Annotated in this window: 10 protein-coding genes and 1 pseudogene; 2 read left to right on the forward strand and 9 right to left on the reverse strand. The window is 43.0% G+C overall.

Going from position 1 to position 9,623, the window contains the following annotated elements:
- The first annotated feature begins 47 nt into the window (after positions 1 to 47).
- Positions 48 to 506, forward strand: a complete 459-nt coding sequence (locus tag AB6E54_RS21735; protein ID WP_237297831.1) for a DUF1566 domain-containing protein — start codon at positions 48 to 50, stop codon at positions 504 to 506.
- Positions 507 to 1,091: 585 nt separating this feature from the next.
- On the opposite strand, the gene AB6E54_RS21740 is transcribed toward AB6E54_RS21735, so the two are convergent.
- Complete coding sequence (locus AB6E54_RS21740) at positions 1,092 to 1,985, reverse strand: dihydrodipicolinate synthase family protein (protein WP_017100374.1); 894 nt, start codon at positions 1,983 to 1,985, stop codon at positions 1,092 to 1,094.
- A 235-nt stretch (positions 1,986 to 2,220) separates the two neighbouring features.
- On the opposite strand from AB6E54_RS21740, the pseudogene AB6E54_RS21745 reads away from it, so the two are divergent.
- Positions 2,221 to 2,399: pseudogene (locus AB6E54_RS21745) on the forward strand (IS256 family transposase); the annotation flags it as partial.
- Positions 2,400 to 2,408: 9 nt separating this feature from the next.
- Here the strand turns inward: AB6E54_RS21745 and AB6E54_RS21750 are convergent.
- From AB6E54_RS21750 to AB6E54_RS21785, 8 genes are all read right to left on the reverse strand, one after another.
- Positions 2,409 to 3,341, reverse strand: coding sequence for a RimK family alpha-L-glutamate ligase (locus AB6E54_RS21750; protein WP_017100375.1), 933 nt, complete (start codon positions 3,339 to 3,341; stop codon positions 2,409 to 2,411).
- A 16-nt stretch (positions 3,342 to 3,357) separates the two neighbouring features.
- Positions 3,358 to 4,098 carry an SDR family NAD(P)-dependent oxidoreductase gene (locus AB6E54_RS21755; RefSeq protein WP_017100376.1) on the reverse strand — a complete coding sequence of 247 codons (741 nt, stop codon included), beginning with the start codon at positions 4,096 to 4,098 and terminating at the stop codon, positions 3,358 to 3,360.
- A gap of 9 nt (positions 4,099 to 4,107) precedes the next feature.
- The gene (locus AB6E54_RS21760; protein ID WP_017100377.1) at positions 4,108 to 5,280 is read right to left on the reverse strand and encodes an MFS transporter; all 1,173 of its coding nucleotides are present in this window, start codon (positions 5,278 to 5,280) and stop codon (positions 4,108 to 4,110) included.
- 88 nt (positions 5,281 to 5,368) lie between these two features.
- Entirely contained in the window at positions 5,369 to 6,358 is a 990-nt protein-coding gene (gene cysK / locus AB6E54_RS21765) for a cysteine synthase A (RefSeq protein WP_017100378.1), read from the reverse strand.
- Positions 6,359 to 6,378: 20 nt separating this feature from the next.
- Entirely contained in the window at positions 6,379 to 6,948 is a 570-nt protein-coding gene (locus AB6E54_RS21770) for a YqcI/YcgG family protein (RefSeq protein WP_240798337.1), read from the reverse strand.
- Between the two features lie 49 nt (positions 6,949 to 6,997).
- Positions 6,998 to 7,153, reverse strand: a complete 156-nt coding sequence (locus AB6E54_RS21775; RefSeq protein WP_017100380.1) for a hypothetical protein — start codon at positions 7,151 to 7,153, stop codon at positions 6,998 to 7,000.
- Positions 7,134 to 7,928, reverse strand: coding sequence for an arginase family protein (locus AB6E54_RS21780; protein ID WP_017100381.1), 795 nt, complete (start codon positions 7,926 to 7,928; stop codon positions 7,134 to 7,136). Before AB6E54_RS21780 ends, AB6E54_RS21775 begins: the two co-directional genes overlap by 20 nt.
- A gap of 1,360 nt (positions 7,929 to 9,288) precedes the next feature.
- Entirely contained in the window at positions 9,289 to 9,471 is a 183-nt protein-coding gene (locus AB6E54_RS21785; protein ID WP_371731383.1) for a transposase, read from the reverse strand.
- Positions 9,472 to 9,623 lie beyond the last annotated feature (152 nt).

A 9,623-nucleotide genomic window follows, 5' to 3' on the forward strand; every position in this document is an offset into this window, starting at 1 on the left:
CGACGGTTGAGGCTTTCCTAGACGGAGTCACCAGTAACACAGTGGACGTGGAGGTCTATGCATGTAGGAGTACGGGAGCTTCATGTCTTGACATCTTCGATACTGGTAGTGGGAAATTGTTTACAAATTCACCATCCAAAACGTTCCTAGATAGTAGAGGAGGCAGTACAAATAAAGGTTTTACACAAGAAATAGGAACTTCAGGTCCTACTGGGGATTTCTATATTTTCGATTGGAATAACGCAGATTCATTGTGTGACACATATAATTCCAAGAGTATTGCAGGACGAACCAACTGGCGTTTAGCTACTGTGAATGAGTTAAGGGGACTATTCAACACAAATGGAAATATGTTTACTGCTCGTGGCTGGGCAGTCAGGATAAATTACTGGACATCAACGTCTCGTGGTCCGGGCTATGCCAATATATCTCTCAGAAATGGTCACTCTGGGCTCACTATGCCGAGCGACGACTATCTTTACGCATCGTGTGTCTCTGTTCCTTAGCGGCAAACGTCTGAGTCTTAGATTTCTCTCTCAAAACCACCTACCTCGGTAGGTGGTTATATTAGTGATTTTAATAAAGTGCTTGGCAGGTACTTTAATACATTAGTTAGTTATCAAGATAAAACCTAGGCAGATAGATATTGAGATGAACTGGTAGTCTTCTTCGATGAAATAACCTACCAGAAGTGCCGAAGTATATTGATGATGTCAGCTAACTTAAATATCTTGGTTATACCTATTATTGGTATTGTTTCTGGATATTACCTTCTAAAAGAGGGTGTTTTAGGTTTTGACTTATTAGGTATAAGTTTTTTGTTGTCGGCAATTGCCATCTGTAGTGGATAAGGGCATTTGGCCAACAACATGCAGGGTGGTCGTATGGTTGTAATACTAGAAGTAATCCGCAAAGTCAGGATGTTCTATGGTTCGTAACTCAGAAGTGTCCAGCTTCGTGCTGACAGGGTAGATCACATTTTACCCGTGGCAGCTAGATTAGTAAAAACACTGACACGGTTTTGGTCCAAAGCTTGCCATCTTGATTTTGGGTCGAAAAATCCCGTAAGAAATTTCACTCTACATATAGTGTTAAGCGAGATCTAACTCTGAGATAATTTCTTGCAGAATGAGCTTGGATTCACTATCTAATCCTGTCAAAGGGGTTGGTAAACATGGGGATTCAGCATAGCCTAATATTTCTGCCGCACTGACCATCACCCTCATGGCACCGAGATTATCTGAGAACAATTGCCACAGTCTGTCATATCTTAGAGAGAGTTCTTTCGCTTGCGCAGGGGAAGAAATTTTGGCTTGCTTAAATAAGTATAGAGCGGTGAGTGGGAACAAACCTGCTAGGACGGAATACCAAACGTCACATCCTGCTTGAATGCCATTTGAAGCGAATACGTCACCACTAACTCCAATCGTTACATTGCCTGGCAGTAGTTTTCTGAGAGCTTGAACTCGGCATCCACCCTGATCTTCAAATTGCGCACCAGGGAACTTTATTGACTGCACCATTTTTAGCTTTGCAATCTCAGCATGGAGTTCGTGACTAAAGGTAAAATGGGTAGCAGCTGGGTTGTCGTATACACAGATAGGTACCGAAACGCTCTCCGATACACGTCGATAGAGTTCATAGACTTCTTCATCGAATAACCGATGATAAGAAATAGGCGCGAGTAAAAGACCTTTTACGCCGAGCTGCTCTGCTTGCTCAGCATTAGCAAGCACATCCCTTAATCGTAGCGACCCGATGCCAGCCAAGACAGGAATTTCTCCTGCCATTTCAACTGCTGTAGCAATCGCGTTATGTTTCTCTGATGCGTTTAAATACGGATATAAACCTGTTGACCCTAAGGCACATATAGAATCAACCCTTGCGTTAATTAAACGGCCAAGAATCTGACTATAAGCGGTCACGTCGATTCGTTCATCCGACATCGGGGTGATCGGGAAAGCACTGATTCCTTTAAATATCATAGATAAATTCCTTTCATTATGTGTGTTTACCGAGTGTTATGCGACCATAATGAGCCTATCGCAAATACATTAAACAGGATGGTAAAGATAGACAATGATCTGCACAGCCAAGACTGGACACCAAATTAAGTGACTTTCCATACCTGTAGTTATTCATGACTTTCTAATTTAGCAAAGGTACTGATTTATTTTTGTCCAGAAACTTCATAGGCTAAATTTTTATCCGTCACTTTTTATCTCGAAAGCCGTCAACAAAAGTAAGCTATTCCCAACGGATGAAGTGGCAGGGAAGACGATCTTCTTAGCGATCCAGGATGTCTCCGTACAATGGACGATGCCCATATAAGCAAATGGCGACAAGTTCTGAACCGCTTTATAATTATGTTCGAAGACCGATTAACTGCTTATAGGTAACCAGGGCAGTTACAAAGAATCCTTTATATATACAGGCTTTGGGGCTTTATCAATAATCGACTGCACAAATATATCAACGCATTCAGGCGTAAGTGGTAGGCTTAGTGATGGTTCGGTTATCTCAAGTTCCAGCAGCAGCGGCCGACCATTTTTACCTTCAATGAAGTCTAATCTCGCGTACAGAAGTGGTTGAGAAAGACCAAGATTGCTTTGTACTAACCTCAATATACGCTTCGCCAACGCCTTCTCTTCACTATTCGCTTCTTTTAGCTTGCGAAATTCCATGTCCGGCGTTTTAGTCTCACCACGTTGTGCGAGCAAAGGTTCCTTCTTAATCGCATGTGAGTACGTATGATCAAAGTAAATCATGTTCGTTTCACCATGCTCTTCAATCGTATGTAGGTATGGTTGAATAATGACGCCCTTACCTAGTCCTAATAGGTAACGCACATGCTGAGTTATTTTGTCTAAATCTTCGATGGACAGACGAATGACACCGAATGAATAGGCACCAACTGTTGGTTTAATCACGACTTCGTGAACTTTCCAGTAGTTATCTTGAAGATTAGCAACGGCTGCTTGAATCTCAGTTTCTGAGTAGATGATTTCTGTCGGGACAATTGGGACACCCTGCTTCTCGAGTTGTTTCAAATAACTCTTGTCTGAGTTCCATCTGATCACCGATAGAGGATTGAGCAGTACTGAACAATTTTCAACTTGTTGGCAAAATTCAATGAATGGCTCAATTTTCTCCATATAGGTCCACGGTGAGCGCAGGACAACCACATCATACATAGCCCAATCGTGGTTGGGGCTATCCCAAAATATCACATCAACTTCCACGTCAGTACGCTTAAAAGCGTCCAGAATATAAGGCATATCATAGTCGACAGCTAGGCTATCACTATCTGAGACTAAAGCGACTTTCTTTGTTGCGAGCATTTAACTATTCCTTTTACTACCAGGGAAGAAGGGATTCCATGTGAATAAACTGACCACTCACTAAGCTGTCAGCATCAAGTGCCACTTTTATCGCTGTGAGGGCTCCTTCTTTTGGGGTTAACATCCCATCGCCATCGTTTAAGTCGGTCTTTGTATAGCCGGGATGGATGCTATTTACCGTTATCGAGGTATCTCGAAGCTCATAGGCGAGGTGAGCAGTCCAAGAATTGAGGGCACTTTTTGAGGCACTGTACGCTGGTAGAGATTTAAATTCATCCGTGTATGCGTATGATTTGGTGTCACTATGTAACGTCACCGATCCCAATAAGCTCGATACATTGAGGATTTTTCCTTTCATTGAGCGCTTGAGTAAAGGTAAAAAGCTGCGGGTTACGTTTACCGTACCAAACAAATTTGTATTGAACGTTTCAAACCATTTTATGAGTGGTTGTTCAGACGGCGGTGTGCCATATTCTTCAACCCTTATTGCTGCGTTGTTTATAAGTATATCGACCTTACCAAACAAGGTTTCAACGATATGGACGGCTTCTTTGATAGATTTGTCGTCGGTAATGTCCATACATAAGCAATAGACTTCGATACCTTGGAGGTTCAGGTTAGCAGCAGCCTCTTTAATTGCTGCTGCTTTTCTACCAGCAAGCAGTACCTTATGACCTTGCTTGCCAAGTTCTGCTGCAATTTCAAAACCGATCCCTCTGTTTGCTCCTGTAATGAGCGAAATCTGTGAGTCTGACATTCAGCCTTCCTAGCTCTTAACTTTCATAAAGTGAGTTTGTTTCTTCCCTTCTATCAACTTTCCGACGACAATAATGAAACAAAGAGCCAGTAGAAGTGTTAGAAAACTGAGTATCGCCATCCAGTTACCGAAGCGCTGCGCTATGAATCCGGACGTAATTACAGGTATCGAAAATCCGACATAAGAATAGATGTACATGCCAGCCGTAGAGCTTGCCTTGTCGATGTTATGGTTACTCGTAAACTTAAGTAGCCCCGCCATATATGTGAAACCATAACTTGAAAGGCTAGTGCAACTGGCTCCGAAAAGAATGATCGTGATAGATTCATGATAGTAGCCAAGTGCTATGAGGCTAAACCCAAATACCGTAAAGAAACATCCCAATATTAGGCTTGAGTTTGGGTGCAAGCGTTTAGCAATGTGTTGAGTCAAAAAACCAGTGCAAATAGATAGGAAAACCATTAAGCCAGTCCAATCGCTTAAACCCATCTCATTGAGAAGTATTGGTACGATTGCGATGACCATACCCGTTGTAGCCCAAGCTAACATCATGCCTAAACCATACGACCACGTGTTGGTGGGGAAGCAAGGCAATGTAATGAGTTTGAGATTTGGTTTTATGGTTTGGTTGCTCGGCAATCGAACCAGCAACAACAACAACAAAGAAACGAGTAGAAATAGACTGAGGTAACTGTATGGCAGCACTGTCATGCCAGCTACGTTTAGGCTCACACTTGTCGCAAGTGCACCACTACCAAACCCCAACGACGTAGACGCGGCCACTAGCAACGTACCAAATTTTTGTTCTCGTTCATCAATAAGGTCGTATATATACGCTGAGACTGAGGTTGTGGTTAAGGCGGTAGCAACACCCAATAGCAGTCTTGCGACAAATAACGAGGTCCAATTTGGCTGAATGACGAGCAATGCCGTTGCCCCCGCACTTAACAATAGTGCAAGGAATATGGGTTGCTTCCTACCTACTTTATTTGAAATACCCCCTAGCATTAATAGAGTAGGCAATAGACCCAATACATAGGCAGCAAAGGCGATGGCGACCGCCGCGGGGCCCATGTTACTGTTTTCGGCATAAACACTGTAAAGAGGTGCTTGAAGGTTTACAGAGTAGGTCACACAGAACATGACCAACGCCAACACACTTAATGAAATTCGTTTTTCCATACGAGTATTCCTTTCGTTGATAATTATCGTTGATAGCGTTTACATGTCACGTGTACTATTAACATAAATCCAGTATTTAGAGGGTGAACTATGCATTACATTCAGCTGTTATAGACTCTTCGCTCCAAGTTGTAATAAAAGGGTCCGTTTCTTCATTACCAAGTTGATCAAACAACTCAGTAGACAAATATCTTTCTCCTGTATCTGGTGCCATTGCCAATATCACGCTTCCTTTAGATGCAGATTTAGCCACTTCTAAAGCTGTAGCTACCGTTGCCCCGGCAGAGATACCAACAAGAATGCCTTCGTGACGAGCTAAGTCACGTGCCGTCGTGATCCCCAAATTTCCATCAACAGTGACAAGGTTATCCACCACACTCTTATCCAGCACACTTGGTATGAAATCTGGGGTCCAACCTTGGATGGGGTGAACTTTCCATTGGTCCTTTGCGAGGATCTGAGCACCTTTAGGTTCTGGGACGACAATTTCAACCTCCGGTCGTGCCACCTTCAGCATCTGTCCAATACCCGTAAGAGTTCCGCTTGTACCAAAGCCTGTGACAAAGTAATCCAAACGCTTACCAGAAAAATCACTGAGTATCTCACTTGCTGTCGTTTCACGATGATAAGCAGGGTTAGCTGGATTATCGAACTGGCGGGGTCTGAACCATCCATTCTGAGCTGCAAGCTGGTCGGCAATTCGATTACCGCCGCTACTACCTTGTTCACTTGGGAACAAGATGACTTCACCACCGTAAGCGCGAATTAGCTTCCTGCGTTCTAGCGAATATCCATCCCCCATTACGGCGATAAATTTGTATCCTCTGGCTGCGGCAACCATGGCCAAGGCAATTCCAACATTACCTGAAGTGCATTCAATAATTGTGTCGTCTTTCTTGAGCAAACCTTTTGTTTCAGCGTCTAACACGATTGAGAGTGCAAGCCTATCTTTGACTGAACCAGCTGGGTTGAAAGACTCCACTTTGACATAAACCTCGACTCCCTTTGGAGCAAGATTGTTTAGTTTGACAATTGGAGTGCATCCAACAGTTTCTGTTATTGAGTTATATAAAGGCATCTACGTTCTCTCGTTAGTTTTTATTTGAAGGGACACAGTCTTGGTCGTTTCACACTAGCTTCTTGCAACTGATACTGACGCCATTCGAGGTTTTCTTCTTCTCCATAAAACCCCAACTCAGTTGGCATCACTCCGTTGTTGTATTTTTTGACACGATTTCGAATACGCTCTCGAGCCTGCCTGCCACCTTTCGTTTCACCATTAGCGACCATGTCAAAGACCTCCCTTGCGTTAATCACAAAATTAAGGCGTGAGCCGAGATTCCGATTTCTAAGCACTTGATGCTTGTCTGAGCTCATGTTGATAAACAGTTCGACACCATTAAAGCAGTATGTCCATTTAGATGCCTCGGGGTCGATAGGTATATGCCTAGGCCATTGAGCGACATCGTGCTCATGCGTCCAATTTAAGACTTCCCAACCAAGCTTGTGCGGTGCCATTGAAAGTGAAAGGTCCGGAGAAAAAAACACCACTAATGGCGAGAACATACGCTTATTAACTGGAGTGGAATTCAACATGTCCGTATAAGCAATCAGTCCATGCAAAAACGGGTAGTAAGTGTTGTGTTCATCCGACTCACAAAACAGCACTTGGATAGTCTTAGAGTTCCACGCTCTGCGGCTAAACAGGCAAGGGAACTCAGGGGGCGCTGACTCTCTTACTGAATTCTTCCCACGCTTCCTTCTTCCAGTTTGAAAACTGATTCAGTTCTTGCAACAGTTCTGCATGTGTATACAAGGTTTTATGTTGCTCATTAGGCGCAAGAGCCGCAGGGTTAGTTTTGATGATTTCCATGACTTAAACTCTTATTTTTTTTGAATAGCGCATCCACGGCTTGAATGATGAGATCTAGTCCTTCTGTATTGGCTACTGACGAGTGGCTATCTGCACAGAACTCAGCAAGTTCTAAGCCCATAATTTGGTTGTTAGGAAGTGACTCGAATAGATCCAATAATTGGGCGACTTTCAAGCCTCCCTCGACTTTGAAGTCAGCGGAAATCTGCCCCGGGTCCATAACGTCCCAATCCACATGAACCCAGACTTTGGAATCACCAATGAATTTGATGACTGACTCTGGCGTCAGAGTTGAAGGGGGAAAGTGCATGAGACCTGCATTATTAACGTTGTTAAGTTCTTTTTCATCGATGTCATGTACGCCAATTAAAGCAACATTATTAGGTTTAACTCCCGCGCCAAAACCGCTATCCCACAGGCCGCATGTAGCAGCCAATACCATCCCGCCGAGATAACCGGTTTCTGTCGTTTCAGGGGTATTAAAGTCACTGTGTGCATCGATCCATAGGACCTTTATGTCAGGAAAAGTCGATGCAACAACGGGCAGTGTCGCTAAGCTCGCTGAGCAGGTATTTGATGCAAATAGGACAGGGCTATCGCCAGTGGCTAGTAAATGGGAGATTTTTGTCTGCAACAGAGCGAGGGTCTTTCGAGATTCCTGGAGTGCAACACTCCAATCATCCGATTTCGTAGGCGATCGTTGCCCTACGTAGTTAGGTGTAATGTCATAATATAGAGCAAGTTTATTTGCTGTGAGCTTTGCGCCCTCGAGCATACGATCTGCTCTGTCCGCGACACGTCCTTGAGAGCAGAGTATTTGAAAAGGCATTTAGAAAGACGTCAATATATTAAAAATGAAGTCTTTTTATAGCTCAGCTAGATAAATATAAAAAAATAATAATGATTATTTATTATCAAAATAACTTTCAATATTAATTGAATTAATAAAACCCCATATATTATAAGGGTTTTTATTGACTTTCCGTATTCTCGTTTTAACGTGTTGTAGGTGAGTAAATTTGGCCACTAGGCTAGAGGTTTTACAAGACCTTAAATAATTCATGAAATATTAATTTAATAAAACGTGTAACTCAGAAATGTCCGTGCGACCTGAAGTCGTATGAAACGTTGTTCACCACGAAGGGTGAACCATCTGTACTACCAGATGCCCCTAGGAGCCTGAATAAAGAAGCGGCTCTGACAATGTAACGAAGCTTGGTTGTTGACTGAGCTGGAAGAATCGTTAGAGGACGTTCCTCCTGACAACCACAAGTCGGGTGAGTGCTAGGGGGGCAATATGATGAATATAATGAATCCATTTAAGGCGCGTTATATGATGAAGCAGCGGAAGTGGTTAATACGCTGTAGCCAAAAGGCAACGAGAGTCGGGAAGAGATTGGACATTACTCTTTCGTGGTCATTGCACTCTCCGCACCATTGTGGGCATCTAAGTTGACATTTTATGCGGCATACGGAACAGGGCAAGCCTGTATATCTCCCTATGGGAAAGCAGCCTGTAAAGGTTGCCGATAGGTATGCAGGTAAAGGAGGTTAGAAAAAGCGAATGCTACTTTGTAATGAAGTAGATACAGGTTATATCTGGCGCGAAAGCGAGCTGACTTCTAACTGGTCTCCCGTTGCGAGATAGCTTGAAGAACTTTATTAAAGAAGAAAAACAAATGATGATTTCGAATAAAATCAGTGCGTCTTCTGACAGCGAACCGTGGTTTCTTATTCATTAAATGGCCATTGGGGCAGTTTTAAAGCTTTAAGTGTGTATCGCAAAGGTAATTTTGTTACTGGGTGCTTAACGAGGCCTTTGTGGAGGCTTGAGCCGTATGCAGTGAAAGTTGCACGTACGGTTCTGAGGAGGGAGGCATCTGGGAACAGGTGCCGCCTATCCGACAGAGGCGTTTTAGCGATAATCGCCGTTAACTGTAATTTCGTCATTTTTAGCCTGTATTCTGGAGTTAAAGTGCTCCTGGATAAGAGTAACTTGGCGTTCATGTAAAAACAGTGTGTTCAAATCTACACCCCTTTCAAGAGGGGCGTTTTTCATCGATAATTTAGGCTCTTAGCGAAAACAAATAGTAATCGGGAAGTATTCCAAAAAATGCCCCTGTATTTTCAATTTTTCACCACACAGCCAAGTTAAAAGATTTTCGCTTCTTAAGCTCAATAAGCCATGAACCAAAATATTTTTCGACCGACTTATCTTTCCATAAAATTGACCTTGCGGCATGGATAAATAGCGTTCTCAGTTCTTTATTTCCTCTTTTTGATATTCCAAGTAGCGTTAACTGGCTTTGTTGCGTAATTCAATGGAACTAAATCAAGAACCTACGATCTGATCAGCTACGTTCACTACTTCTCGTAGCTCTATGCCTAAACCTCTTTACAAAACAACCAACTGGAAGCAATACAACCAATCACTCATTAACCGTGGCTCTCTGACCTTTTGGATTGATGA

Source organism: Vibrio sp. 10N.247.311.49 (genome assembly GCF_041467655.1).
Lineage (GTDB): Bacteria > Pseudomonadota > Gammaproteobacteria > Enterobacterales > Vibrionaceae > Vibrio > Vibrio crassostreae_C.

Excerpts from the sequence above, each read along its gene's own strand:
- AB6E54_RS21775 (WP_017100380.1), bottom strand. The coding sequence starts at position 7,153 with ATGGAAATCATCAAAACTAACCCTGCGGCTCTTGCGCCTAATGAGCAA.
- AB6E54_RS21755 (WP_017100376.1), bottom strand. The coding sequence starts at position 4,098 with ATGTCAGACTCACAGATTTCGCTCATTACAGGAGCAAACAGAGGGATC.
- AB6E54_RS21750 (WP_017100375.1), bottom strand. The coding sequence starts at position 3,341 with ATGCTCGCAACAAAGAAAGTCGCTTTAGTCTCAGATAGTGATAGCCTA.
- AB6E54_RS21740 (WP_017100374.1), bottom strand. The coding sequence starts at position 1,985 with ATGATATTTAAAGGAATCAGTGCTTTCCCGATCACCCCGATGTCGGAT.
- cysK (WP_017100378.1), bottom strand. The coding sequence starts at position 6,358 with ATGCCTTTATATAACTCAATAACAGAAACTGTTGGATGCACTCCAATT.
- AB6E54_RS21760 (WP_017100377.1), bottom strand. The coding sequence starts at position 5,280 with ATGGAAAAACGAATTTCATTAAGTGTGTTGGCGTTGGTCATGTTCTGT.
- AB6E54_RS21780 (WP_017100381.1), bottom strand. The coding sequence starts at position 7,928 with ATGCTCGAGGGCGCAAAGCTCACAGCAAATAAACTTGCTCTATATTAT.